This window comes from Shewanella sp. 492 (genome assembly GCF_059338445.1).
Genome location: NZ_CM181702.1, coordinates 3,139,731 through 3,166,003, shown reverse-complemented (window position 1 = coordinate 3,166,003; position 26,273 = coordinate 3,139,731). Strand labels below are relative to the sequence as shown.

The 26,273-nt window shown below is 47.7% G+C and carries 17 protein-coding genes and 2 pseudogenes; 10 read left to right on the top strand and 9 right to left on the bottom strand.

The window, feature by feature from the left end:
• Positions 1-705: 705 nt before the first annotated feature.
• Complete coding sequence (locus AC5YBX_RS13960) at positions 706-2,883, bottom strand: OmcA/MtrC family decaheme c-type cytochrome (RefSeq protein WP_494523870.1); 2,178 nt, start codon at positions 2,881-2,883, stop codon at positions 706-708.
• Between the two features lie 489 nt (positions 2,884-3,372).
• Between AC5YBX_RS13960 and AC5YBX_RS13955 the strand changes: the two genes are divergently transcribed.
• Positions 3,373-4,350, top strand: coding sequence for a LysR family transcriptional regulator (locus tag AC5YBX_RS13955; RefSeq protein WP_494523869.1), 978 nt, complete (start codon positions 3,373-3,375; stop codon positions 4,348-4,350).
• Positions 4,337-5,290 (top strand): LysR family transcriptional regulator, encoded by a 954-nt coding sequence (locus AC5YBX_RS13950; RefSeq protein ID WP_494523868.1) that lies wholly within the window; start codon positions 4,337-4,339, stop codon positions 5,288-5,290. The genes AC5YBX_RS13955 and AC5YBX_RS13950 overlap by 14 nt, the downstream gene beginning before the upstream one ends.
• A gap of 12 nt (positions 5,291-5,302) precedes the next feature.
• Here AC5YBX_RS13950 and AC5YBX_RS13945 read toward each other — a convergent pair whose 3' ends face one another.
• From AC5YBX_RS13945 to AC5YBX_RS13920, 6 genes are all read right to left on the bottom strand, one after another.
• Positions 5,303-7,534, bottom strand: coding sequence for a PAS domain-containing protein (locus AC5YBX_RS13945; protein WP_494523867.1), 2,232 nt, complete (start codon positions 7,532-7,534; stop codon positions 5,303-5,305).
• Between the two features lie 176 nt (positions 7,535-7,710).
• Positions 7,711-8,313 (bottom strand): TatD family nuclease-associated radical SAM protein, encoded by a 603-nt coding sequence (locus AC5YBX_RS13940; protein WP_494521014.1) that lies wholly within the window; start codon positions 8,311-8,313, stop codon positions 7,711-7,713.
• Positions 8,314-8,428: 115 nt separating this feature from the next.
• Entirely contained in the window at positions 8,429-11,566 is a 3,138-nt protein-coding gene (locus AC5YBX_RS13935; protein WP_494521015.1) for an efflux RND transporter permease subunit, read from the bottom strand.
• The gene (locus AC5YBX_RS13930) at positions 11,566-12,780 is read right to left on the bottom strand and encodes an efflux RND transporter periplasmic adaptor subunit (RefSeq protein ID WP_494521016.1); all 1,215 of its coding nucleotides are present in this window, start codon (positions 12,778-12,780) and stop codon (positions 11,566-11,568) included. The genes AC5YBX_RS13935 and AC5YBX_RS13930 overlap by 1 nt, the downstream gene beginning before the upstream one ends.
• A 213-nt stretch (positions 12,781-12,993) precedes the next feature.
• A complete protein-coding gene (srmB, locus tag AC5YBX_RS13925) occupies positions 12,994-14,223 on the bottom strand; it encodes an ATP-dependent RNA helicase SrmB (protein ID WP_494521017.1) in 1,230 nt (409 codons plus the stop codon).
• A 149-nt stretch (positions 14,224-14,372) separates the two neighbouring features.
• Positions 14,373-15,101, bottom strand: a complete 729-nt coding sequence (locus AC5YBX_RS13920) for a tRNA1(Val) (adenine(37)-N6)-methyltransferase (protein ID WP_494521585.1) — start codon at positions 15,099-15,101, stop codon at positions 14,373-14,375.
• A gap of 464 nt (positions 15,102-15,565) precedes the next feature.
• Between AC5YBX_RS13920 and brnQ the strand changes: the two genes are divergently transcribed.
• From brnQ to AC5YBX_RS13880, 8 genes and pseudogenes are all read left to right on the top strand, one after another.
• Positions 15,566-16,882, top strand: a complete 1,317-nt coding sequence (gene brnQ / locus AC5YBX_RS13915) for a branched-chain amino acid transport system II carrier protein (protein ID WP_494524828.1) — start codon at positions 15,566-15,568, stop codon at positions 16,880-16,882.
• Positions 16,883-17,111: 229 nt separating this feature from the next.
• Positions 17,112-17,996: a site-specific tyrosine recombinase XerD gene (gene xerD / locus AC5YBX_RS13910; protein ID WP_494521587.1), complete on the top strand. Its 885-nt coding sequence runs from the start codon at positions 17,112-17,114 to the stop codon at positions 17,994-17,996.
• A 207-nt stretch (positions 17,997-18,203) separates the two neighbouring features.
• Positions 18,204-18,932: a bifunctional protein-disulfide isomerase/oxidoreductase DsbC gene (gene dsbC, locus AC5YBX_RS13905; RefSeq protein WP_494521018.1), complete on the top strand. Its 729-nt coding sequence runs from the start codon at positions 18,204-18,206 to the stop codon at positions 18,930-18,932.
• Between the two features lie 211 nt (positions 18,933-19,143).
• Positions 19,144-20,868, top strand: a complete 1,725-nt coding sequence (recJ, locus tag AC5YBX_RS13900; RefSeq protein WP_494521019.1) for a single-stranded-DNA-specific exonuclease RecJ — start codon at positions 19,144-19,146, stop codon at positions 20,866-20,868.
• A 639-nt stretch (positions 20,869-21,507) separates the two neighbouring features.
• Positions 21,508-21,738 (top strand): annotated as a pseudogene (locus AC5YBX_RS13895) (transposase); the annotation flags it as partial.
• 394 nt (positions 21,739-22,132) lie between these two features.
• Complete coding sequence (locus tag AC5YBX_RS13890; RefSeq protein WP_456041046.1) at positions 22,133-22,339, top strand: hypothetical protein; 207 nt, start codon at positions 22,133-22,135, stop codon at positions 22,337-22,339.
• A gap of 129 nt (positions 22,340-22,468) precedes the next feature.
• Positions 22,469-23,155 (top strand): hypothetical protein, encoded by a 687-nt coding sequence (locus AC5YBX_RS13885; protein ID WP_494521020.1) that lies wholly within the window; start codon positions 22,469-22,471, stop codon positions 23,153-23,155.
• A 70-nt stretch (positions 23,156-23,225) separates the two neighbouring features.
• Positions 23,226-23,861 (top strand): annotated as a pseudogene (locus tag AC5YBX_RS13880) (transposase); the annotation flags it as partial.
• 282 nt (positions 23,862-24,143) lie between these two features.
• On the opposite strand, the gene AC5YBX_RS13875 reads toward AC5YBX_RS13880, so the two are convergent.
• Together AC5YBX_RS13875 and AC5YBX_RS13870 are read right to left on the bottom strand one after the other, a co-directional pair.
• Complete coding sequence (locus AC5YBX_RS13875; RefSeq protein ID WP_494523866.1) at positions 24,144-25,301, bottom strand: membrane dipeptidase; 1,158 nt, start codon at positions 25,299-25,301, stop codon at positions 24,144-24,146.
• A 256-nt stretch (positions 25,302-25,557) separates the two neighbouring features.
• Positions 25,558-26,229, bottom strand: coding sequence for a type 1 glutamine amidotransferase domain-containing protein (locus AC5YBX_RS13870; RefSeq protein WP_494523865.1), 672 nt, complete (start codon positions 26,227-26,229; stop codon positions 25,558-25,560).
• Between the last annotated feature and the right edge of the window lie 44 nt (positions 26,230-26,273).

Below are 26,273 nucleotides of genomic sequence, written 5' to 3'. Positions count from 1 at the left end.
GCGGAGCGTATAGGGATATATTCACAGCGAGCCAAAAGAGCGCTTGCACATAAAGCCTGTGGCAGGCTATTAATTGCCATTAAGGTGCGTTTTCATAGCACATCAATAAATGAAAATTCAGCATAACGCTACTCAAGTAAACTTAAAAAAATGCCAAGCCTTCATTTCAAGGTCACCAAACTTTGGGGCAGAATCTAGTTAGCTTTTGAACTAGCAGCTCACAGCAAATGCAGTCAAATCGAAGAGATGAAATAACCCTGTGTAGATGCAGCTGCGGACGTTGATGGCATGGCGAGGTATCACGAAGTGACACTCTCCAAGGGAGAGATAGGGATATCGAATTGGCAGTTAAAAATGGGAGGATTACCACTGCAGGTGATAGATTGCCATGAAGGTACACCTTCAAACACTTTCAATAAATGAAAATGCAGCCAGCCGCTACTCAAGAAAATATCATCGACCTTCAAGCCTCTGCCCCAATATCCACTTCGTCAGACGCTAATGTTCTTCAAAATCGCGATTAGTAATCTGCCCCCTCGAACACGGTTCAGCAGCACAGCTTATCCAACTGCTAGACGCTAAATTGATAATGTCGAGTGAATAAAAAAGCGCCCGAGGGCGCTTTTGACTTTGCAGGGACTAACTTTGCAGGGTTAGTGTAGGTGCTTGGTATCTCCAAGCACCTAATGGGATATCACTTGTGGGTTATAGCTGGTGTCCGTGATGCTCCATAATTTTCTCTGGGCTATGACAAGTCGCGCAGGCTTCTTTAGCGTCTTTAGCTTCTTGCTTAACAGGGCCAAAGTAAGCGCCGTTATTTTGCATGTGTGCCATAGCGGCATCTGACAGATACTTCTGGTGACAACTAATGCACGAAGCCGCATCTGATGAAGCATACCAAGTGGCAACGGGCGTTAGCGCGGGATCGTTATTTTTACCTGGAATAAAGCTAGGTACAGCATGGGCTTGGCCTGCATTACGACCGAGCTCGAAACCATAATCTTTACCACTCCAACCTTCGACTTCAGCATGGCAAGTGGTGCAGTCAGTCTTCAGTAGGGTGCCGCTACCGCCATGGCCATTATCATGACCTTGTGCTTTATGGGCTTTATACATAAAGCTGGTTGACTTCATTTCGCCCGAAGCAAGCGCGTCGCCATTAGCATCTTCTACCGCACCGAGTTTCTTATCATTGGTGTGGCAAGCGATACAATTGACGCCATTTGAGTCATGGTAAAACTCATAGCTATGGCAATCGTAGCAGGTTTGCTCATCAATAATCGCGCGGCGCTGTGCAACAACCGCAGCGGTGTCGTTAAGGATGGTGCGATAAGCCTCTGTTTGGACATAGGCAGGATATGCATTGGTCGCATCACAACTAGTACGGTTAGTGCTGCTCTCTTCGAAACACACTTTAAGCACAGGCAGTACTTCTAGTGAGCGTGAAGCGATATCGGCTGGGAAGTTCATCGCGACCTTAACGCTAACACTGTTGTCGCTATTCCAAGTTGCTTTCGTTGGATCTTTAATGTCGATACGGCGCTGGCTGTAGGGAGATTGATCATAATCGGGATAATCTTTCTCAACATCCCAGCTCACCACAACATAAGGCTTGCTGTAACCCTGTTTATAGACTTCATCTTGGCTGACAAGCGTACCTGCTTCATCCATTATCTTCAGATCGAAGCTAATTTCATTGGCGACGCTGATGGCAACATTAGTGACGACGGCGTCATAGGCTTTTGCCGCTTGGTAAGGCTTAGCATGGTCGTTATGCACCGCAGCGCTGTGACAATCGGTACAGGTCAGCTCTGGGTTTTTATCTGACTTATGCTGCACAGGAGAGTCGGTATGACAACCGGTACAAGCGTTGGCATTGGCATTAGCGAGCCAGAGATCTTTATCGGCTAAGCTGTCATCTTCAACGTGACAGGCGGCGCAATCCATAAAGGGTTTAGTTGGGAAAGCCGGGTAGTCAAAGGCGTGAGCGCCACCATAACCTGCGATGGTGTAGGGCATGGGTACCACATTGCCTTCGCTGTCTTTACCTTCACGGTGTGGCCCCATATGGATGGCGTGCACCATATGGCCTAACTCGACAGAAATAGCGTTAGGATCGGTGACTATGCCATTGTGACAAGACTGGCAATTTTCCATATCGAGACGACGGCCGCCATGGGCTTTTAGGCTGTCTGGTTGGTGGCAGGTGTAACAGGTTTGCATGGTGACCAGATCGCGCGTCTCTATGCCTTCACTGGCATTGGTCGATGGGATCCAATCGAAGTGGGCATTCTCTGCCAGTTCATGGCCTGAGTCATATTCAAACTGCATCTCAATGGCGATGCGTTGAGTCAGTTGTGGGTCGAAACTGACGCCAGCAGGATCGTCGGCCGTGGTCAGATTGGTGTTAAAGGTATAGGTATAAGTACCGTCGTGATGATCGGTTAAGCACTCTGGGCAGTCGTTTATCTTTTCAAAGCCCTGCTCAAAAGTGGTGCCGGCATCATTGGTGGTTTCATTGAGAAGTGAAAACCACTGCTTGAGTTCGGTGCCATCTTTGGTCTGCAACTGGGCTAATGAAAAGCGAAAATCGTGAAAGGGATTCGTGCCATCTAATCCGATTAATCCAACACCTTGGCTATTTTCAAGGCTAAAGTCGACAGTAATAATGCCATTTTCGTAACGCGCACTGCTGATACTGGCGATGGCCTCGTTAGCCATATCGATATTGAGGCCGTTGCCGCCAGGTTGCCCTGGTACACCTGGCTGACCATTTTCGCCGTCAACCCCATCTTTACCATCATTTCCATCTCCACAAGCTGTCAACATCATCGACGAAGCGATGAGTAACGCCAGTGTGGTTGTTTTTGTTTTTATCATCATTTATCTCCAAGATTAACCACTGGGTGTAGCTGCTTGAAATGTTAAAGATTGGTAGCGATGTTCGATATGAAGCGCATCACTTTAACGACTGCAGCGATAAATGGTGAATATGCTATTTATTGCGTCACAAATTGGATTTAATGGCCTGTTTGCTGCGTTAAGATTGGTGTAATTCACTGGTATTTTTATTATTGGTGGCGTTTTAGTTCGAAATTCACGCAGGGGAACTCTAATATTCATATTGCGCAAATCACAATTGTGAATCTTGCTTGGTAGGGGTTAAGGGCGGGGGTGAGACCTAGGGGGATAATTAGAAGCTGATGAGTTGAGATGGGTTTTATCTGTGTCACATATTTAACAAAATCTTTGCATTGGGTATCACTCTTTACTCTGCGTAATCGTATTGCGAGGCAATTTACCTTAAATTAGCGCTCAGTAAACTAAGCGATTAGTCAATATAGGTGACATGGATCCTGAAAAAGGAGAGGCATGAGTCGAGTTAATAGCAATAGCCTATTTAATATTAAAGTCTTTGTATTATTGTTTGAAACCTTAAGCTCAACCGAAGTCGCGCAGCAATTAGGGGTGGCGACATCAAAAATTAGCCGCAGTTTAAAAGCGTTACGCCACTCGTTTGATGAGCCTTTGTTTATTCGTAAGCAACATGGTTTTGAGCATACCCCATTCGCGAAGACGATTTATCCTCACTTAAAACAGTTGCTCACCCTGTCTGAGACCAGTTTGGCCTTGTCGCAACCGGTAAATACACAGGTGACCCAGCAGATGACCATTACCTGCCCGCCGCCGTTATCGCTTAATCTACTCAGTTATCTGCAAGATAAAGCGTCGCAATTAAAGCAGCCATACTGCTTTAATATTAAGCCCTGCAGTAATGATATCGATAAGCTGTTAAACCGCTTAGAGGTGGATTTAGCCGTGACCTTTGAAGCTCATAATTCCGAGCGTTTGTCGTCGGCATTTGTCGCCAAAGCCAATGCCTATGTGGTGGTGGGTAATCAACAACACCCTATTTTTAAGGGCGACAGTCGTATCGATGTCGAAACGATGCTTAAGTACCCTTATATCAGTTTTAATGGCCATGAGTTTGAGCAAGGGCACGATCCACTGGCGATGTATGCCTTAGATAAAGGGCGGTCAATTAACATGGTGGCCAAGGTGTGTCTGTTGGCAGATTTGATGATCCAGCTTGAGCGTAGCGATGCCTTAGCCTTGATCTGTTATCGCGATGCGGTTGCGTTTTTATGTGCCAAAGCCAAGCTGCATGCGGTCGCCTTACCCGAAGATCAAAATCGACTGCTTAATTTACGTGCTGATGGCCATAGTCATTACCTGACCAAGCTTAGGCAGGGCAATCAGGCGAACCTATGGGTTGAGGCTGAGATAGCGTCCTACATTCAAGGTAATGTGATCTTACATTGTGACGGAGCCATTGATGCCAAAAGATAAATTACTCGATATCTCATTAGCCACCTTGGAGATATTTTGCCAAGTCTATGTGAGAAAAAATGCCATCGAGGTGGCAAATCATCTAGATCTATCACAGCCTAAAGTGAGTCGAGCGTTAGCAGCGCTCAGAGCAGTATTTGATGATCCCTTGTTTATTCGCCGCGAGAGTCAATTTCAGGCGACCGAAACGGCGCATAACCTCTACCCCATTTTTTGCCAAATGATGGCCTGTAGCCAAGAGGTGGACTATCTGGTGAGAGGCGGTAAAGGGGTGATGACGGCCAATGTCGAGGTGGCTACCGTGCCGCAATTGGAGATCAATTTAACTCAGAGTATCAAGCAGGCGGCGCTGGCGGTGAGTGATGACGATATGATGGTGGCGACCACGCCGTGGGGCGAGGGCACGGCGCAGCAATTATTAAATGATGAGCTTGATGCGGCCATCAGTTTCGAGCGTGCTGATAACCGCGCTATCTTGTCAAAATCGATTATTCAACATCGCGGTGGTTATCTTGTGGCACGTAAAGAGCACCCTATTTGGCAAGCCCCCAATATCGATAATATGATTGATTATCCGTTGGTGAAGCTCATCACCATGCCTTTTCCTGCCAATAAGTCGCCCCTTGGCAGTTATGCCAAACGGGTGGGCAAACAACTGCAGTTATATGCCACGGCGCCCGATCTGGGCAGCGCCGCAAACAGCCTGTTGAGCTCCGATGCCATTATTATTATAGGGGTGCAAGGTGCGGTTGATTTTTTAAGAAACATCAATGGATTGCATGCACAACAAATTGATTATCAGCAAGATCAGTTGCTGTTAGAAAACTTCAGCCACCCTACGGTTTATCTATGGCTGAAGTTAGATGCCAGTGGCAAAGTGACCACGCCGTTTTGGTTACAGCGTTGCCTAGAGGATTACATCATCAAGGCGCATCAATAGCCGTTATACGCGCTATTTTTTATCGGCAGCGTTGTGACGCGTATAGGCTTGGCAAATACTTTGCTCACCTATCTGTTTTGCGCGCTGCAGGGCCACTTCGGCATTACTTAAGTATTGCTCTAGATTTTGTCCCGCTTGATAGCTGGCTATGCCCATGCAAATACCAGTACCAAGACCGATATTATTAAGGCTGTTGAGTGACTTGGCCGCAAAATGATGCGCCGCATCCGAGCTGGTATTTGGCAAGATAATAATCACTTTGCCCAGTTGCCAATGGGACATCTGATAGCCCACTGGCAGTGACTTTAATAAGTGGATCTCCACTTCGCGCTGACGGCTCTCTAACTGACCAATATCACTCATGTGGCTGAGCATGCTTTCGGCGGTAATGTCGATTAGCAGTAGGCTGGAGTTATCGCGACTCTTAGGGGACAGCGATTTAAAGTAATCATCTAAATCCCGCAGGTTAACTAAGATGGTGCTGCGATGAGGAATAAAATCGCCCCGGTCGTGTAATAATGTGCGTGTTTGTGCCTGCTCTAAGGTACAGACGATATATTCAATCTCACCAGCGCTATCTAAATGGCCTTTTAAGGTGGCTTGCAGGCAGGTGTTTTCATGATTGTTGGGATCGCATAAGATTTGCCCTTTCCAGCTGCCTTGCAGCAAAATTTGCTGGGTGATGCGCGGCCACTGTGAACTCAAATCGTTATTAAGCAGGTCGGTAAGGTTTTTATTGTTGATGTCGTGAATAGACAGCAACTGCATAAACGCTTCGTTGGCGAGGGTAAGATCGCCATTGACTAACACTAAGGCGCTCGCCACCGCATTATCATTAAGCAGGCGATTAAGGTTGGCTTGCTTTTGTGCTTGTTTTAACTCGGTCACATCGCTAAAGGTCACTAGCAGGTAGTTGCCTTTTTTAGCTGGGCGCTGTGCACTGGTTATGGTGACGGCAAGACAGTGACCACATTGCTCTTCAAGATCGATAACATCGTGCCATTTTTTATGTTCATTAAGCTGCACTAATATCGCCGCATAGTCCTCATCTTCCATTTGCAAGATGCGCTGTAAATTACGGTCCGACAGCTCATCTAGGGGGATATTTAATAATCTGGCGGCTTGTTCATTGGCGGTAACAACTCGATTATGGTCATTGATGATGATGCAGCCAGTATCTTGATGAAACAGCCGATTGGCGAGATCGATACTAAATTCCCGTGAACGCTGCGCAATGCGATAGGCATGCACCAGCAAGATCAATCCCAGCGACAGTAAGGTCAATACTACCGAGCCAATAATGACAATATTACGCCATTCATAAAAATCGGCGGCAATCGCATCGTTGCGCACATAGGAGACTAAGTAATACTCCCGGCGGGTTTCATATTGGGTTGTTAGCTCAATTTTTAAGTAAACAAAGGTGGCATCATCACCATGAAACTGGCCAAAATTGCTGGTGGCCATTTTTCGCCACAACGCCGGATAGCTTAGGCGTAAACTGGCGCCCAATGTCTCGGGGATACGATTGATAGTGGGTTTATTTTTAACACCAGCATAGAGTAAACCTTGGGTATCGACCATCAACAGCGGCGACTCTTCGCTAGAATATGCGGGTTTAATGCTTTTGAGCATGCGCGTCATCGATTGGTAGGTAACGAGGTAGCCTCGCACACTCAGATCAGGATTTTCGAGCCATGCCAGTTGATACAGATAGGGTTCTATCTTGCCATCGACCTGAGTAAAATCCAGTGGTGAGGTGTAAACTTCACCACCGCCCATGCTGCTAGCCCCGCCTAATAATGAGGAGGGTAATGCCTGATAGGCGATTTCGCTGGCCGCTGAAAATTTAAAGGTACCTTGAGGATCGAACAAGGCGATATCGAACAGCTCAGGAATATTACCTGTCATTAACTGCCAGTTTTGTTGCAGCTGTTGCTGGCCGGCTTCGCTTGGGTTGGTGAGATAGTTTTTGAGCAGCTCAGAGTTAGCAAACATCTGAGTTCTAAACTTTTGAAATGTCACTCTATCGGCAATCAGGCTGCCAACCGATTGCAGCTCGCTATATCGTTGTGCGGCCCAATCTTCCTGCAGGCGACGTTCGCCTAGGGTAACGATCACATTGGTCAATAGAATCGAACTGATCAGCAAAATAATGATCTGTGTTGCCACGGAGAAAATCCGTTGCGGTGACCAGTGAAGTCCTTGCCCTGTGATCAATAGTGGAAGTTTTTGCGTCAGCATCGAGTGTCATTGTCTAATTACTTTTGCGGCTATATTAGCAGATTCTCACGGCTTAACACAGTGACTTACAATTGACTAACACCCGTGACGATATCCATGGATTAGTCGGTGTTAGATTGGGTTACCTTTTCGGCGCAAATGCGCCTCGCTAATGCCTTATTGTCTGCTTAAGGCCGCTAGCCGACTACGCCTAAATGTCGGTGTTTAAATTCGGCATTGGCGGCCAGCACTATCTGTTTACAGCGCGCAATATCGACACCTTCTAAGCCATCAATGGCCGACACTTGCACCTTGGCGATATACTGCGGCGCTAGTTTTATAAACTCATTTACGGCTTGGTAGGCGCCTTTGAGTTTAGGCTGGCAGTGGCGAAGGTACGCCGCTTCAGTATCGGCATTAAGTGAAATCGATAGCGCGTCAACGACAGGGGCTAACTCAGGCAAAATATTACGCCGGTGAAACAGATTGCCTAAGCCATCGGTATTGACTCTAACTTTGCCGCCTTGGCTTTTGATTGCGCCGGCAACCTCGAGCAGGGTGGTCAGATTTAAGGTGGGCTCGCCATAGCCGCAAAACACATATTCATCGAAGTGGCTAACCTCCCCTAGCAGAGGGATAAGCTCCTGTGCCTTAGGTTGATGGTCTAAGGCTAACTGATAGTCGTGGATCTGCTTGCTGCCATTGTGTTTTGGGCAAAATTGGCAACGTAAGGTGCAACGCCCGGTGATGTTAAGGTAGCGGCTGTTACGAATATCGTAGACTAGGGTTGATTGACTCATGATAGGTGACGTTGCCCGAGCTGATGGGGTAAAGAGGACAGTGTAGCGACTTTGAGCGATTGAAAATGGCGATTAGATCAAAAAGGGAGGCAATGCCTCCCTGTTTGCCAGCGGTTTAAGGCTCAATCACCTCATCGGTTTTAGGCTGCCACCACCACTGGAAGAGGCGGCGTGCTGTGCGCTTAATATCATCGAGAATAATATAGAGCACTGGGACTAAAATTAGCGTCACCACGGTCGAGAATAAAATACCAAAGGCCAATGAGGTGGCCATAGGGATCACTATCTTAGCTTGTAAGCTCTTTTCCATGATGATGGGCACTAAGCCGACAAAGGTGGTCAGCGAGGTTAAGATAATCGCCCTAAAGCGATAGCAACCGGCATCAATGGCCGATTGCACCAAAGATAAGCCTTGCTGGCGTGAGCGATTAACAAAATCGACCAAGATCAACGAGTCATTCACCACCACGCCCGCCAACGCGACGATGCCACAGAGGCTGAGCACGCTCATGGATAATCCCAAAATAAAGTGACCAAACAGCGCGCCAATTATCCCAAAAGGGATAACCGACATGATGATCAAAGGTTGGCTGTAGGATTTAAGCGGAATCGCCATCAAGGCATAGATGGTAAACATGGCAAAGAAGAAGCCTTGGATCAGGCCCACCATCGCACTTTGTTCGTCGGCGCTACCGCCATCTAAGGTGCTGGAGATATGCGGGTATTTACTCTGCAGTTGCGGTAAAAACTCCTCTTGGATCTCGGCCACCACTTTGGCGGGTTCGACAATCGTGGTATTGGCGTTGGCGCTTACGGTAATCGCCCGGCGACCGTCGACCCGCGTGATGGAGGAGTAGGAATCACCTAGCTCTATATTGGCCACGCTAGAGAAGGGCACCGAGGTGCCTTGAGGTGTGCGGATCATCATATTTTCAAGATGGCCCACGGTGCGGCGCTGCTCAAGTGGGTAGCGCACCATCACTTTGACTTCTTCTTTATTGCGCAAGATCCGCTGCGCCTCAAAGCCGTAGAAGCCGTAACGCACTTGGCTAGCCAGATCGGCCAGGGTTAAGCCTAGCGCCTCGGCGGCCGGTTTTATCGACAAACGAATTTCATGGCTGCCCGACGAGTAGTTATCCGAAATGTCATACACCCCTTCATAGGTGCGCAGCTTCTGTTTTAAGTCATTGGCGGCCAAGGCGAGTTGCTCAAGATCGCTAGAGGTCAACCTAAAGGAGATATCACCGCCGGCGTCGTTGGTGCTGGCGTTAATGTTGAGCTTTTTAACCGAAATCAGCTCTGGCAATGCCTCACGCCAAGCGGACGCGATGGTCACGCCATCAACTTCTCTGTCTTCCCCTTTGGTCAGCTCGGCAAAGATAAAGGCCGAGGTACGCGAGCTCATATTGATAAAGCTATGTTTAACTACGGGGTAGCCATATTCGGCTTCCATCTCATCGTTCATGCGATACAGAGCGCTTTCAATCTCTTTAACCACTTTTAAGGTGTTGGCTTCAGAGCTGCCCACATCCATTTCCAGTCGTACCTGAATAAAATCAGAGGGAATATCGGGAAAGAAGACCCAGCGCACTTTACCACTTTCCACCAAGGCGATGGAGAGGATCAACACTCCAACAAAGGTGGCGACCACATTGTATCTATGCTTGATACAACGCTCGATAAACACTCGATATTTATGGTGAATAAAGTGTTGAACCTTATGGTTGAGTGCCAGCTTAAAGCGCACAAACGCATTGGGGTTAGGGTTAGGGCGACTCGGTTTCATGTGGGCTAAATGGGCGGGTAAAATCAGTTTTGACTCCACCAAGGAGAAGGCTAAACAGAGGATCACCACCAGGCCTATCGACTTCCAAATAATCGCCATCGGTCCAGATACCATCACCATAGGCATAAAAGCGGCGATAGTCGTCAGTACCCCAAAGGTGGCCGGCATGGCCACTTTTTGTGCACCTCGAACCACATTGTCCAGCGAGTGACCATGGCGCTCAATTTCGGTATAGGCGCTCTCGCCGATGACAATGGCATCGTCGACCACTATCCCCAGTACCAAGATAAAGGCAAATAGGGTCAACATGTTGATGGATAAAGAGAAGGGCTCTAGCGGCATAATAAACATCGCCCCCAGAAAACACACAGGTAAGCCCATCATCACCCAAAAGGCCAATTTCAACTCGAGGAACAGGGCCAAAATGATAAACACCAATAGGGCGCCATAAAACATGTTTGATATCATCATGTTTAAACGACCCTTGAGGTAATGGGTCAGGTCGCCCCAGGTATCTAATTGGGCATTGGCTGGCAAACTGGCGCGGCGCTGCTCAATGTACTCTTTAACTTGCGATGAGATATCCAGTGCATTTTGGTCATCGACACTCAACACTTCGATAATCGCCGCCGGTTTGCCATTAAAGCGGGTGTATTCTAGACGGTCTTCGAAGCCATCACGAATGGTCGCCACTTGAGGGAGCATGACGCGGCTGCCGTCGGGGCGAGTGCTCACCACAATTTGGGCAAAATCATCACCGGTATAGGCTTGGCCTTTGGTGCGCAGGAGTATGTCTCCATCTTCGGCGCGAATGGAGCCGCCGGGCAGATCGATAGAGGAGTTACGCACAGCTTGAGCGACTTGGGCAAAACTTAAATTGTATTCCCGCAGTTTGTCTTCTGACAGTTCGATACTGATCTCGTATTCACGTACGCCAGTGACCTGTGCGCGAGTGACGGCGGGCAGCATGGTCAGCTCGTCGCGAATGCTCTTGGCCAGCTCTTTCATCTGGTGCAGATCCATCTCGCCATAGACCGACACCCAAATCACATTGTTTTCAGGCTTAATGCGAAAAATATTGGGTTTTTCGATATTGTCGGGAAAGGTGGAGATAGCATCGATATTCAATTTAGCTTCATCGAGAATATCTTGCGGATCGAAGCCATCGGCAACCTCAATGGTCACATTGCCAAAGCCTTCACTGGCGACGGAGGTGACTTTTTTAATGCCGCTAATATCTTGAATTGCTTCTTCAATTTTAATGTTTATCCCTTCTTCAATCTCTTGCGGCGCGGCGCCAGGGTAGGCGACCGAGACTTGCAAGTAGTTGAGTTCGAATGAGGGAAACACCTCTTTATTGATCAACACGGTACTAAAGAGCCCGCCAATCAATAAAATAATCATCAATAAGTTGGCGGCAACACTGTTGCGGGCAAACCAAGCGATAATGCCTTTTTTGGTATCCATTACTGTTCACCTGTTGCCATTAACGTGGTGGGGGCAGGCTCGCTATCGTGCTTCGAGTTGTCATCAGCTTGCTCGCCTATCACCTTAACTAGCTGGCCGGTGGTCATATTGTTGATGGTGGTCAGTGAAATGCGCTCGCCATCCACTAGGCTGTCTTTGATATAGACATTGTCGATATCGCTGCGAACCACATTGACGCTGCGCATCTCAAGGGTATTGTCATCTCGCACTATGGCCACCTGATTGTTACGCACGATATGGCGCGGCAGTTTGACTATGCCATCAACGGTGCGACCTTTAATCACGGCGGTGACAAAGCTGCCAAATTTTAACGGCAGTTGTCCAGCTTGCTTGCTGTCTCTCAGGTAGGGATCTTTAATTTCGGCGACTAAATACACCATGCGATTATCGGCGTCGATCACCCCTTCGCTACGGACAATTTTCCCCGTCCAATAGACAGTGCGACCTGCGAGTTCGGCGCTTAAGGTCACTTCGGTATCGGGGTCGTCCACCGATTCGAGATAGGCCAGCTCACTGTTGGCCAGTGGCAGACGTATTTCGGCGGTGCGAGTATCGTAAAGTTCACCAAGGTTAGTGCCTAAGGTAACGTATTGGCCAAGGTCGACATTTCTCACCTTGATGATGCCATCGAAAGGCGCGCGAATGACGGTTCGGGCTAAGTTTCGCTGGGCGCGGGCTAAAGCCGCCTCGGCAAATTTGACGTTAGCTTGCTCTTTTTTCAGTTGCGGTAAACGCAGTCCCAGTTCAGGAGCTGCGCCGCTGTCATAGTCTTCCCAATCTTTTTTAGCCACCTGACCGCGGGCGATCTCTTCATCGAGTAGGGCTTTGGCCTGAGCGAGTGTGGCCTGCGCTTGGATCAGGTCGGCTTGATAGTCCGAAGGTTCAATCTCGGCCAGTATATCGCCACTTTTAACTATGCCACCGGCAACAAATTGCTCGGAAATGGTCAGCATACGCCCCTGAACTTCTGTCACCAGTTGGGTGCGGTATTTGGGATTGACTACGCCATATGAGGGCAGATTTAGCGATACGGTTTGCTGGGTCACCGTCATCACATCGACAATCGGAATAGGGATCTCATCGGGCTTTTGCTCAGGGGCCTCTTTGGTGCTTATGAGCAGCGCGGCTAATCCACCAAAGAGTGCCAGAATTAGAATAGGCGGAAGCGTTCTACGAAGAATTATTTTTATCATTGCCTTGATGCGGTTCCATGCTGCATTGCGTTGGCTGTTAAATTACCAGAGTCTGCACTTAGGGCAAACGTCTTTTTGTAACTAAAATGTGTCAAAATGGCGTTAACATGTTGATCTTGATGATTACGCAACGGCTAAACGCTAAATTAACGATACAAAAAAGCGCCCGTGATGGGCGCTTTTTAAGTTGTCAGCAAAGTGTAACCGAGTGAGTTACTTTTTCTTTTTGCTGGCTTTAAATTTTTTACTGACCTTTTTATCGACCGCTTTGCCTTTTTTCTTAGACGGTGGACGAGCCTCTTTATGTTTTGGGCGTAAGCCTTCAATAACGCGGCGTTTTAACGGTTGTTCAATATAGCGCTCAATCTTAGCGACAATGCGCATATCATGGGCTTCGGCCAGTGAAATGGCGGTGCCTTTGTTACCGGCGCGGCCTGTGCGTCCGATACGGTGCACATAGGTATCGGCCGAACGTGGCATATCGAAGTTAATCACGTGGCTGATATCGTCAACATCAATACCACGCGCGGCAACATCGGTAGCCAGTAGCACTCTGACTTCACCTTTGGTGAAACGCCCTAGGGCTTGAAAGCGTGCTTTTTGCTCCATATCACCGCGCATAAAGGCGCAATCAATGCCTACGCGCTTAAGCTGGCCTTCGAGGCTGGCAACCACTTCACGGGTTTTAACGAATACGATGGCGCGGGTCACATCTTCACGTTGCAAGATGCTGCACAGCAAGGCAAATTTATGCTCTTTATCGTCGGCCAAATGGATCCACTGATGGATTTTGGCTTTTTCGCTGCGCGGCGGCTTGGTTTCGATAGTGACAGGATTGGTCAGCAGCTCTTGAGCGAAACGGCTAACACCGCCACCTTCGAGTGTGGCCGAGAATAACATGTTCTGTTTGCGGCCCTGCGCTTCGATAGCGATGGCCTGTACGATAGAGGTAAAGCCCATGTCCAGCATGCGGTCGGCTTCATCTATGACTAAGATCTCAACTTCTTGAGCATCAAACTGCCCCTTGTCGAGGTATTCCATCAAACGGCCAGGCGTGGCCACAAGAATGTCGACATTCTCACTCAGCGCCTTTTCTTGCGGTGCATAAGGCACGCCGCCAGTAATAATGGCGATATCTAAATCTAAGTCGGTAGCCAGGTGAGACGCATAGCGGTGGATCTGGCTCGCAAGCTCACGAGTCGGGGTTAAAATCAGTACCCGAGCTTGGCCAGAAAAACGGCGTGGGAAATCGATAAGATGCTGCAGCGCGGGCAGCAAAAAACTCGCCGTTTTACCGGTTCCGGTTGGGGCGCGCGCAAGAATGTCTCGCTGCTCAAGCCCGAGTGGGATGGTCTGTTGCTGGATGGTGGTGGGCGTATTGTGGCCCATCGCCTTGAGTGACCTCAGTAAAGTCTCGTCAAGGTGGAAATCTTCAAATTGCATGCGCTGCGTCTCAGTGAATAATAGCGCGGCATTATACACCGAAATTAGACTCAAGTGCGAGGATAGTCATCAGCGACTGGTGGATAATCAATAAGCCACTTTGGGGGCTTTATCGACAGCCATCAGTCGCAATTGGCACTGATTAATGCTTAGAGCTTGAGGTAAAACGCCTGAGTCAGTGCCACCATCTCTTTAGTGTAATTGCCGCTGCTATCTCGAATGCACAAGGACTCAGGTTTATCTGAGAGAAATGCTGTTGGCTGTGTTTGCCCTTGATGGCCCAGTAATAATAGATGGCGATGGGGGATTTTTCCTTCGACACTGGCCACATCGACGCGTTTGAGCAGGGTGAGCTGATGTGCACTGAGCAGAGATAAAAACACCGTGAGGCTTTGGGTAGGCAAAATGAGACTGGCGCGTCCCTCGGGGTGCAGTAGTGTTTTTATCGCATCTAACAGCTGAGGAAAACTTAAGCCTTGGGTATGGCGAGCCAGCGCGCGGCGGTCAGTGGCGGCCCGCGGCCCGTTGTCAAAATAGGGCGGATTACACACTATATGATCAAATAAGTTTGGCTGCGTAAGCTGGCTCAGCCATTGATTGATGCACTGTGGTATTAAGGTGATTCTACTGGCCCACGGGCTGTGATTAATGTTGTTGCTACAGTCGATGACGGCATCATTATCCAGTTCGATAGCGGTGATGTTTGCCTTACTGCGCTGGGCGGCCATCAAAGATAAGAGTCCACTGCCTGCACCGATATCGAGAATCTTGCTTGCCTCAGTCAAGGGCGCCCAAGCGCCTAAGAGTACGCCGTCGGTGCTCACTGGCATGCCGCAATGACGATCATCAATATGAAACTGCTTAAAACTAAAAGGCATAAGAATATCGGTAATACAAACTATGGCCGTCATTGTACTGCATAGTGAATGTCGGGCAAAGCTGGGCCTCACCGGATAAATGCAGTGGATCTAACTATGATGAAATGTAGCCTGATGTAATGAATGGGGTGTGTCTGTTTTAGGCTTGTTAAACTTTTGGTGTTAATCGTCGTTTGTGGCCGCTGTTTGCTTGTTAATCGATAGCTATTTTGCTAATAGTAGTCCCCCAGTTTGCGGCGAAAGCCCGTAAATTGGTTTAGGTAATCCAGTTTGAATGCATTGTTGGCGTTAGTTGATTCTGCTGTTGTTCAAAAAGTAGTCTTAAGCGGCTAGATTTACCGTAAGGTCGTGTAATTAAATGTTTACACGCAATGAATGTCGTGAAGATTATCGGCTTATTTTCCACAAGTGATTGAGATCATTATAAAAGCAGTTTAACGGGGCGTTGTGTGCAGAATAATAAAATGAGTATGACCGATACATTAAGCTTAGGTTTTATGACCTTTGCTTTTTTTCTTGGTGCGGGAAACTTAATCTTCCCGCCATTGGCTGGCTTTTTAGCCGGTGAAAATATGTCACTAGCCATGATTGGCTTTTTACTGACAGCGGTAACCTTACCCCTTATTACCTTGATTGCAGTGGCTAAAGCCAACGGCAAAATCATGGGGTTGTTACCTCCCGTCGCCGCGACCATGTTGGCTGTGGCTATTTATATCATCATCGGCCCTGCATTTGCCGCGCCGCGTGCTGGCTTGGTGGCCTATGAGATGGGATTTAAGCCCTTTATTGATTTTGGTGATGACACCTTTACGCTGCTGGGGCTCGTGCTTAACGGTTCGCAGCTGCTGTATACCCTGATCTTCTTTGGTATCGCTATGCTGCTGTCACTGTTTCCGGGTAAATTACTCGATAGTGTCGGCAAGGTACTGACCCCCATCATGTTGCTATTGTTACTTGGCTTAGCGGTTTCAGTCATAGTGCTGCCCAGCGGCGATATCGGCCAAGCGGTGGGTGAGTATCAACATAGTCCGCTGTCGAAGGGGATTTTAGAAGGCTACAACACCATGGATACCCTGGCGTCGCTTATTTTCGGTATGTTGATTATCGATATTTTGCGTAAGAAGGGGGTTGAAGCACCCAAGGAGCAAACTAAGTATTTAGTGCGCGCGGCATTTATTGCTGCCGCAGGCTTGGCGTTTGTGTATATCTCATTATTTTACCTTGGTGCCAGCGCGGGCGATTTGGCAGAGGGTGCTGATAACGGCGGCGTGATTTTGACCAATTATGTTAATGTTCAATTTGGTGCCGCGGGCCAGCTCTTGTTAGCAGCGGTTGTTACCTTAGCCTGTTTAACCACTGTGGTGGGGCTGGTATCAGCTTGTGCCGAATACTTTAATGAGTTGCTGCCTAGCTTGTCCTATAAGTTATTGGTCGTGATCATGAGCCTAGCGTGTGTCACTGTGGCCAACGTTGGTTTAGCTCAGTTAATCAGTATCAGTATTCCAGTGCTTGTGACGGTTTATCCGGTGGCGATTGCGCTGGTTGCTGTGACCTACCTGACTGAATATTTCGATCGCCCAGCACTGGCTCACCGCTTAGTGTTAAGCGTGGCCCTGTTCTTTGGCGTTATCGATGGCCTAAAGGCGGCGGGGCTCGACATGAGTGTGTTTGATGCGATGCCGATGCACAATGAAGGCATGGCTTGGTTGTTGCCTACAGGGCTGGCGATTATTGCTTGCTTGATGCTCAAACGCCCAAAGGCGCAGGCGGTTCTCAATTAAGGTGAACCGCGCTCATCATCTATTAACTAGCTTAAACCGCTGCGAGCTAACCTTTGGTCGTTTGCACGGCTCATCTAGTTCGCACAGTAGATAAGTCATAAGCCAGATAGTGCGTTTGTTGTTTGCGACAATCTTGGCCTATCGCGTAAGATAACGGTGTTAATTCAGTTGAGTTAACACCGTTTTTGTATAAGGACACCGCGTGACTTCAAGCCAACAAGAGTATCAAATGGACCCCTTAATCGAGCCGTTTCTCGATGATCTATGGTCGATGAAGGGGCTAAGCGATAACACACTGCAAGCGTATCGAAGCGATTTGTGCCATTTTGATCGCTTTGTCCAAAGCCAGCATGCAGCGCTTATCGAGGTTGACGCTGTGCTGGTGAGAGAGTATCTCAGTCAGCGCTTCGATACTGGGTTTGCTAAATCCAGCAGCGCCAGACTCGTCAGTAGTTTACGGCGATTTTATCAGTATTTGGTGGCTAAAAAGCGCATCGTTATCGACCCCATGGCGATGATCAAACCGCCTAAATTGGCGCGCACCTTACCCGATTCGCTCAGCGAAGCCGATGTTGACCGATTACTGAGTGAGCCCAATGTCGATGAGCCAATCGAGTGTCGCGATCGGGCAATGTTAGAGTTACTGTATGCCAGCGGTTTGCGGGTGTCGGAATTGGTTGGGCTGACGCTGGATCAACTCAGCCTGCGTCAAGGGGTGGTACGTATTGTCGGTAAGGGCAGTAAAGAGCGATTAGTGCCACTGGGGGAGATGGCGGTGACAGAGATTGAGCAGTATCTGGCGTCGGCGCGTTTTGAACTGTTAAAAGGCAACAGCAGCGATGTGGTATTTCCCTCGAAACGGGGCACCATGATGACGCGGCAAACCTTTTGGCATCGCATTAAACTCTATGCATTACGGGCCGGCATTGCGGTGCACCTATCACCTCATACACTCCGCCACGCCTTTGCTACTCATCTGCTTAATCATGGCGCCGACTTGCGGGTTGTACAGTTGTTGCTTGGCCATAGCGACCTGTCGACCACCCAAATTTATACCCATGTGGCCAAGGCCAGATTAGCTAAATTGCATCAAGCGCACCATCCAAGAGGGTAGGCGGTGGAATAATTTGCTTTCCGTGCTTTGAACATGTAACTTTTCAGCCTTTAGTCGGGTCTATATAGCAGACCACTTATGTAATTTGATGCAATCGCTGCTTAATTCGCTGTCGATGTAGCCGCAAGTTTGAGTGGTGTTAAGTGATATAAACACGACCTTGTTTTGGTTTAATGGTTGTAGTCCAAATACAATACAGGATATCTAATGAACTTTACCCGCACTCTAACTTTGCTATGTGCCCTTGTGGCCGCGCCGTTTGTCATAGCAGCTAACAGCACTGTCGATAACACTGAGCAATTAAAGCAAAAACTGGCCAGCACTTTGAGTGTGGAAGTGCAAAGCCTTAATATGTCGCAAATTCCAGGCCTTTATGAAGCCATCACCGATCGTGGCGTGCTTTATATTAGCCAAGATGGTAGTAAGTTATTCCACGGTAGCTTATACGATCTTGATAACGGCATGAAAAACCTCACCGAAGCGGCGCTGGCTGGCCCTCGTGTCGAAATGATCAAGCAGTTTGAGCCTAATATGCTGGTCTATAAGGCTAAAGATGAAAAGCACATTGTGACCGTCTTTACCGACATCACCTGTGGTTACTGCCGTAAGCTACATAATCAAATGGATGAATACAACGACTTAGGCATTACCGTACGTTATTTAGCCTTCCCACGCCAAGGCGTACCATCGAAAAACGCTAACGATATGGCGGCCATTTGGTGCTCGGCCGATCCGCTAAAAGCGATGACCGATGCCAAGGGCGGTAAGTTGGTCGACACGGCTAAAAACTGCGATGCCAACATCTCGCAGCAATACAATTTAGGCCAAACACTGGGCGTTAATGGCACGCCGGCTATCGTATTAGAAGATGGCACTATGATCCCAGGTTATCAACCTCCAGGGCAATTATTGCAAGCGCTTGAGCGCGTACAATAAGCTTTAAATTGGCTAAATCGTGTGATTGAAAGGTGAGCTTACGCTCACCTTTTTTGTGCCTACTTGCAATGGTTCTCGCCGCGCAGGTATTGAGTGGCTGGTATCTGCTTCTATCTAGCGCTGATAGATAGTAGCAATCGATACTTTTGCTGTGTGTTCTGCCGCCGCCTTTGTTATGCTAGCGCCATTGTTTGTTGAGGTTATTTACGCTGTGATCCATAAGATAGTTCGTCGCCCTAAGGTGGATGATAATCATCTTCCTGCCCATCTCTCGCCTATTTTAAAGCAAGTTTACGCCAGCCGAGGTTGCAGTGATGCAGACTGTGAGTTGGCGCTTGCTAACTTGCTACGGCCTAATACCATGAAAGGCCTCGATGTGGCCGCGCGGCTGATTGCCGATGCCATGGCTGATAATCGTAAAATCCTTATCATGGGCGACTTTGATGCCGATGGCGCCACCTCTACCTGTGTCTGTTTGTTAGCGCTGAAGATGATGGGCGCGCAGCAGGTGGATTACCTCATTCCAAACCGCTTTGATTATGGCTACGGCCTCAGCCCTGAGATTGTTGCTGTGGCTTACCGTAAAGAGGCGCAGCTGCTGATCACTGTCGACAATGGCATCTCATCTATCGAGGGCGTTGCCGCCGCCAAGGCGCTAGGCATGACTGTGGTGATCACCGACCATCATCTGCCAGGCCAAACGGTGCCGGCTGCCGATGCCATAGTGAACCCTAACCAACTCGATTGCCCATTTGCCAGCAAGTCGATTGCGGGCGTTGGCGTCGCCTTTTATTTAATGTCGGCATTAAGAGCCGAATTAAGAACCCGTGGCTGGTATCAACAGCGCGCCATTGCCGAGCCAAATTTAGCCAGCTTACTGGATATTGTGGCGCTGGGCACGGTTGCCGATGTGGTCTCGCTCGATACCAATAACCGTATCTTAGTCGATGCCGGTTTAAAGCGAGTCAGAGCCGGCCGTTGTCGCCCCGGGATCACCGCCTTATTGGAAGTCGCTAAACGCAATACTTCACGTATTGTGGCCTCTGATTTTGGTTTTGCGGTTGGCCCCAGACTCAACGCTGCCGGGCGGCTCGACGAGATGGCTCTAGGGGTTGAAACCTTACTATGTGATGACATCATGCAAGCTCGGCGTATGGCCAGTGAGCTCGATAGCTTAAACGCCGAACGGCGCGATCTTGAAGCCGATATGCAGCAAGAGGCGCTAAAAAGCCTTGAGGCGCTGAGTTTAGATGAAGCTGACTTACCTTGGGGAATCGCGCTTTACCAGAGCGATTGGCACCAAGGGGTGATAGGTATCTTGGCTTCGCGCATTAAAGATAAATATCATCGCCCGGTGATCGCCTTTGCCGAGGCTAATGAAGGCGAGATCAAAGGCTCGGCGCGCTCGATTAAAGGCCTGCATATGCGCGACTTACTCGAGCTAATCAATACCAGACATCCAGGTATGATCATCAAATTTGGTGGCCATGCCATGGCGGCAGGCTTATCGCTTAACGCTGGCCAATTTGACCGTTTTGCCAAGGCGTATGATGAAGCGGTGCGAGAACTACTGGCCCCCGCGCAACTGACCGGTGAAATTGTCAGTGATGGTGAGCTATTGCCCCATCAAATGACGATGGCGTTAGCCCAAGAATTGCGTAATGCCGGCCCTTGGGGACAGAATTTCCCAGAGCCGTTATTTGACGGTTACTTCAGAGTGGTGCAGCAGCGCATTGTTGGCGAACGTCACCTTAAGCTCGTACTGGAAACCGAATGCGGCCAAACCATGGTCGATGCCATTGCCTTTAATGTCGATTTAAAAACGTGGCCCGATGCGACCATTCAATTTGCGCAGGTAGCTTATAAGCTCGACATCAATGAGTTTAGGGGCAATGAGAGTCTGCAGTTTATGGTGGAGCAGATAGAGCCTAAGTGATTAGGCCTTCGAATGAAGGCTTGGCATTTTTGGGTTGAGTAGCGCTTGGGGGCGAATTTTTTAAGGTGTTAATGAAGGTCGTTACTTCATGGTTACCTATCACCTGCGGTGAGCTTATGTGCAAGCGCTCTTTTGGCTCGCTGTGAATATATCCCTATACGCTCCACGGCGGCATCCATGCCGCCAAGGGCCAAAACCGCGCTTACACCTATCTCTAACGCTTCTTCGATTGGACTTCATTTGATACGACTAGTGAGTTAAAGGCTAACGTACTTTTGCCCCAAAGTGTGCTGGTTTTGGAATGAAGGCTTGGCATTTTTTTGAGTAGCGGCTGGCTGTATTTTCATTTATTGAAAGTGTTTGAAGGTCGAACCTTCGCTGTTTGAAATTGCTTGCAGCAGGCTAATGTGTAAACACTTCTGCGGCACGCTGTGCGCCATCCATGGCCGCTCTACGGTTTCATCCCTGAAACCGAAGGCCGCAGCCGCGTTTACACTTATCTCTAACGTCTCTTCGATTTAGCCGTATTTGATGTGGGTTGCTAGTTCAAAAGCTAACTAGGTTCTGCTCCTTTGTGAGTTACAGGCGATAAGCAGTACAGAACAGTGACGAGACTATTGACTGTACTGCTCAAGCCAAACTGGACGTATTATTCGTGACGATAAACGTGGCGCTATCAACGAAAACAGTGCCAACGTACTGACAAGATTGAATATCCCCCATGAAAATTGGGTTAAGCTCGTTAGCGAATTTGGTCAATTGTTTCATGGCCCAGTGGGCACATTACAAGCACTCACCCATTACTGCGAGCACTTAGAGAAGCGGCGCCGGCACTTTGTAACGAGCTGCCAGCATTTCAAAATAGACTGATATTAACGCTTTATTGCATCACAAAACCTGTTGTTCTTCTGGTGCAATAGGTTGGTTTAGTGCAGCTGAAATACGCCATTTTTAAGTCAGCAGGCTTAATGTCGTCATACATCGATATTCAGGCCATATTGTTTCGACCTAAAATGACCAAATCACATCACGGCGATTGAACATAAACCGAAAGCGTATTATGTTATTGTTTTATAATGGGGGGGGTATTTTCTTTTCGGCTTATTTAAAGAAATTATCTGGGGATTCTCTAGGCTGAAACCTAGGGGTTGTTAAACTCTTGTAATTTTAAAAAAAAGTGTGTCAGATTTTAATTGAAGCTTTGTTATGGCATAACAAGGCTTTAGTAATTTTAAAGTCAACATGTAATATAAAAGGAATTTTAATGACATTTAATATTAAGAAAACTAATCTGGTACTATTTTCTTCATTGTTAGTAGTCGCAACATTTGGCGTTCTGGCTGATAGTATTGTTGTAACACCTAAAGGTACATATAAATGTGATAATGTTTGTGTTGTCGACAGTCACGGAAATGTTACGGATTGCTGCGGAGGATCGGTCTGGAGAAAAGAAACCGAAGATCCCGTCTAAGGCAACATTTTTCAGATGTATAATATATTAACTGATAGTTGAGCTGAAGTGCGCTCAACTTTTTACGATTATTTTAAAGTTTAGCTGAAAAGATACCTTTTTAATCAAGGACTTTTATCAAGGAATGTTATGAAACTACAACCGTATATTTTTTCTATTCTGGCAATATCAATCGCCACATGGGGATACATAGAGTTTATTAATAACGAAAAAGAAAATGAATTTAATCAAAATGAGGGCAATATCGTTTCCGATATAGCAAACGCGGATGGCTTAAGCCCAGATGACGCGGCTATTTTGGTGCATTCTGATTTGACAGTTAACAATGCAGATAAACTAATCAGTCATGATAGTTTGACTAATGGAGATGATAAAAAAAATGAAGATGTAATTTCGACTGAGCTTCAAGATAATAATGTTGTTTTTGAAGAAAATGGGAAATTAGTATTCGATGAATATTACCTAAAAGAGCTATCCTTAAACGAAACTTTCGATTTTATAGCTAGTTTACCACTTACTATCACCAACCCCGAGTCACTAATTATTATGGAAAACATTAATGAGGGAATTGGAAAAGATTTAGTGGAATATGAAGATATGAATCTCAAGACGGTATCTTGTTCAGACAAACTTTGTGGCATTGTCATTTCCTCTGAAAATCGTTCTAATGTTGATTCTTTCTTAGATTTAATTACATCTAAGCCTATTGTAAAAGAAAAGCTAAAGGGGGGGAGCTTGAAAATTGTGGAGGATAATGGCGAATACTATGGGGTTTTATTTGGTGCTATTGGAAATATGCCGATACAACATAAGTAAAATGAAAGTTGCATAGCTATAGGCTGTGGTAAGCCCCTAATTTTTTAGATGGGAAGGCTCAGGAAAACTGCGACACTGGTTAACGCCAGTCAAATCGAAAATGCGTTATGAAGTCGTTGAAGCGTTTTCTGATAATGATTTGCTTATTGATATGCCTGTATCACCGCAAGCGAGAAAGAAGAACCCAAATTTACCTGAAACATGGCGCGCGCGTTTTATTGCTAATCAAAAGCCAAAGGGTGAGATTAAAGGCTTCGTTACCTCGCTGGTTGACCCCACTCGGTATCCACTGGATAAGCTACTTAATATCTACTGGTAACACTGGGAAATTGAAGAAGGATATGGCGAGCTTCAGCAAACTCAACTGCAAAGTAAGGTGACGTTACGAAGTCAAGTTACTGAAGGGGTCAGACAAGAACTATGGGGCGTACTTATCGCTTACAATCTGGTTCGTTTAGAAATGGTAGCGATAGCAAAGGAAGCTGAAGTTGCTCCAACGCGTATCAGTTTTACCGCAGCAATAAGCTTGATAGACACACAATTGATGTGGCTTGCTTTATCGCCGGATGGGAAATTGCCGGCTAAGCTGAAGCAAATGTGAGCCGATATAAAACACTTTATCCTTCCAGATAAAAGAAAGCACCGAACATATCCACGTTCAGTGCTCTATATACCTAGCCGTTACCCACTAAAATATAAGCAATAATGCTTAACCGAATAGCATTAACTCTATTGACTGGCTTTGTGGGCGCTATTTGTCAAAATAATCAGAGATTACTTCCTGGTATCAAACCTTGACGCTGAACGAGCGTTTTTACATGGTTAATTTAGGGGGAGATTAAAAGATATATAGACAGCCATAGTTAATGGCATCACTCACGACCTCCAACTATGCTTTGAAAGAGCATTTAACAAGGAGGTTGTATGTCGAGACCAAGACGAACTGCGAGCTGTAGGCTGATCGCTAACCCGCCTAGGTTAACCGGTATTAACTCAATACCTGCGTCAACACGCGTTGCCAGTTACCGCCCATGATCTTGCTGCGATCGTTGCTACTAAAACCGGCGGCAGATAACGCATCATCGATATGCTCCATGCGATCGATATGATTAAGCTCTGGGATCACCACATGCTCGGGCTCGATATCAAAGCCTAATACGCCGCGCGCCCGTAGGCTATGCCACCATTCGATGTACTGTTTTACGCCCTCGGCATTATTGTTACCCAGTTTAATCAGGTTTTTATGGCCGCGAAGGGGATAGTCATTGGCGATCGCGACGGCGTCGATACCGCCGATATTGGCCACATGTTTAAGGTGCGCTATATAGTGCTCTGTGGTTGGCGTCTTATCGGTTGTCAGCCAGAAAGTCATCATAAACACCCCAAACAGGCCGCCAGTATCGGCAATGGCTTTAATCACCTCATCGGGAGAGCAGCGAGCATGATTGACGATAGCGCGCACGGCGCCATGACTTTGCACTATGGGCACTCGGCTTGCTTTGGCGCTATCAAGCGCCGATTGTGGGCTAGAGTGACTGACATCGATGAGCATCTTGTTGTGATTAAGCTTGTCGATTAACTGATGACCTGCGGCGGTTAAGGGTAAATTGAGCCCTTGCTTGCCATCGTTATCTAATGCGCCGCCGCTAAATTGATTGCCGTAGTGATGGGTCAGTTGCAGTACCCGCAGGCCGCGCTGATAAAACTCATCCACCTGATTAAGATCGCTATCGATACTCTCTTCGACGCAATCGGCGCCTTGGATCTGAAATATCACCGCAGTGCGTCCAGTGTCGTGGGCGAGGGCTATGTCGCTGGCACTTTTGCCCAGTAATAGTTTGTCTGGGTTGGCATTCACCCGTGTTAATGCCTCACTAATGCTGTTAACGCAGGCGTTATAGGTGCGCTTGTAATTGGTAGTGCCATCGGCTTGTTCAATGGCTTCGATGGCTGAGATATCACACAAGTAAGCATCGAGTTTCGAGGCGCTAAGATCGGCTAAATCATCAGGTAGAAAGGAAAGACCATCAATATAGAGCGGTTTAGCCATTGGCTGCGCAACAGCGCTGAGTTGAGCAAATTGACTCAGTGCGCCTGCTGCGGCGAGTGCTTTGATAAGTTGACGTCTGCTGACTTCGATTGCCATCTAGCATTCCTTGTGATGATTGTTTTTTAGTGTTACCGAGTGGTTGATACTAACATCAAAAATGTGGCCAAAGTAGGGGGGCAGTGGTGCGTTGATGGATGAAGTGGCGACTCTGAGTCAGGGCACTTAACGGTAAATAACAAGGCAAAAAAACGCCAGATGAATCTCTTCATCTGGCGTTTTTTATCGCTAAATCAAATAGTCGCTAACTCACTGAGTCGGATAGCCACTTAAGCGAATAGCCACTTAGTCCGATTTAGGCTAAATGCTTAACGATAGCTTTACCCACGGCGCCAGCACTGGCGGGGTTTTGGCCGGTGATTAGGCGGTTGTCTTCGATAACAAACTCATTCCACGGCTGCACCTTAGTGTAACGTGCGGCGCTGCGGGTGAGGGCTTCTTCGAGCAAGAAAGGAATTTTGTCTATTGTGCCGTAATCCACTTCCTCTTCGCGGGTAAAGCCTGTGACCGATTTATCGGCAATCAGCTTTTGGCCATTACTTAAGGTGATGGGCAATAGACCTGCTGGGCCATGGCAGACCGCGCCGATGACGCCGCCCTGCTCGTAATGAGCCGCGCTGAGCTTAGCCACATTTTCGTCGCTGGCAAGATCAGACAACAAGCCAAAGCCACCTGGGTAGTAGATAGCAGCATAATCATCGATATTAATTTGTGATGCAGGAATGGTGTTATTGACGCGAGTCTGGAATGACTCATCGGCCAGTATGGCATCATTAATGGCATCATCTTCAAGGTCGGTACCATAAAGTGGTGCTTTACCGCCTTTAATAGACACTAAATCATATTCAAGACCGGCATCAAGCATCTCATGCAGTGCGTGAGTCAGCTCGGGGGCAAAGGTGCCATTGGCTTCATCTGTGGTGCCAAGGGTTGCGTGATTCGTTAGCAGGATAAGCACTTTTTTCATGATAGAACACTCGGTTTGTTGAAAGTGATGTCATTGTAATTGTT

What these genes read in the sequence shown, in the direction of transcription:
- AC5YBX_RS13960 (WP_494523870.1), bottom strand. Translation starts at nt 2,883, where the DNA reads ATGATGATAAAAACAAAAACAACCACACTGGCGTTACTCATCGCTTCG.
- AC5YBX_RS13955 (WP_494523869.1), top strand. Translation starts at nt 3,373, where the DNA reads ATGAGTCGAGTTAATAGCAATAGCCTATTTAATATTAAAGTCTTTGTA.
- AC5YBX_RS13950 (WP_494523868.1), top strand. Translation starts at nt 4,337, where the DNA reads ATGCCAAAAGATAAATTACTCGATATCTCATTAGCCACCTTGGAGATA.
- AC5YBX_RS13945 (WP_494523867.1), bottom strand. Translation starts at nt 7,534, where the DNA reads ATGCTGACGCAAAAACTTCCACTATTGATCACAGGGCAAGGACTTCAC.
- AC5YBX_RS13940 (WP_494521014.1), bottom strand. Translation starts at nt 8,313, where the DNA reads ATGAGTCAATCAACCCTAGTCTACGATATTCGTAACAGCCGCTACCTT.
- AC5YBX_RS13935 (WP_494521015.1), bottom strand. Translation starts at nt 11,566, where the DNA reads ATGGATACCAAAAAAGGCATTATCGCTTGGTTTGCCCGCAACAGTGTT.
- AC5YBX_RS13930 (WP_494521016.1), bottom strand. Translation starts at nt 12,780, where the DNA reads ATGATAAAAATAATTCTTCGTAGAACGCTTCCGCCTATTCTAATTCTG.
- srmB (WP_494521017.1), bottom strand. Translation starts at nt 14,223, where the DNA reads ATGCAATTTGAAGATTTCCACCTTGACGAGACTTTACTGAGGTCACTC.
- AC5YBX_RS13920 (WP_494521585.1), bottom strand. Translation starts at nt 15,101, where the DNA reads ATGCCTTTTAGTTTTAAGCAGTTTCATATTGATGATCGTCATTGCGGC.
- brnQ (WP_494524828.1), top strand. Translation starts at nt 15,566, where the DNA reads ATGAGTATGACCGATACATTAAGCTTAGGTTTTATGACCTTTGCTTTT.
- xerD (WP_494521587.1), top strand. Translation starts at nt 17,112, where the DNA reads ATGGACCCCTTAATCGAGCCGTTTCTCGATGATCTATGGTCGATGAAG.
- dsbC (WP_494521018.1), top strand. Translation starts at nt 18,204, where the DNA reads ATGAACTTTACCCGCACTCTAACTTTGCTATGTGCCCTTGTGGCCGCG.
- AC5YBX_RS13890 (WP_456041046.1), top strand. Translation starts at nt 22,133, where the DNA reads ATGACATTTAATATTAAGAAAACTAATCTGGTACTATTTTCTTCATTG.
- AC5YBX_RS13885 (WP_494521020.1), top strand. Translation starts at nt 22,469, where the DNA reads ATGAAACTACAACCGTATATTTTTTCTATTCTGGCAATATCAATCGCC.
- AC5YBX_RS13875 (WP_494523866.1), bottom strand. Translation starts at nt 25,301, where the DNA reads ATGGCAATCGAAGTCAGCAGACGTCAACTTATCAAAGCACTCGCCGCA.
- AC5YBX_RS13870 (WP_494523865.1), bottom strand. Translation starts at nt 26,229, where the DNA reads ATGAAAAAAGTGCTTATCCTGCTAACGAATCACGCAACCCTTGGCACC.